The organism is Neoalteromonas facilis (genome assembly GCF_002807665.1).
GTDB lineage: Bacteria > Pseudomonadota > Gammaproteobacteria > Enterobacterales > Alteromonadaceae > Alteromonas_E > Alteromonas_E facilis.
In genome coordinates this window covers 1-261 of record NZ_PEAY01000020.1, presented here as the reverse complement: position 1 = coordinate 261, position 261 = coordinate 1, and the positions used below count along the sequence as shown (strand labels likewise).

The 261-nt window shown below is 42.9% G+C and carries 1 tRNA gene; it reads right to left on the bottom strand.

Annotation, left to right across the window (positions count from 1 at the left end):
- Positions 1-140: 140 nt before the first annotated feature.
- Positions 141-217 (bottom strand) — tRNA-Ile (locus CSH93_RS17800).
- Positions 218-261: the final 44 nt, after the last annotated feature.

Sequence of the window (261 nt, the reverse complement as noted above, 5' to 3'; positions counted from 1 at the left end):
TATCAGCTTTTCCAAATTGTTAAAGAACATATTCAAGGCTTAAAAAAACCTTAATCAATAATTTTCATCATTCATTAAGGCTCTCTACCTAACAACCACCGATCACTTTCCACCCTTACCAATCATCATATAACAGTAAATGGTAGGCTTGGGCAGACTTGAACTGCCGACCTCACCCTTATCAGGGGTGCGCTCTAACCAGCTGAGCTACAAGCCTGTGGTGGAGCTAAGCAGGATCGAACTGCTGACCTCCTGAATGCA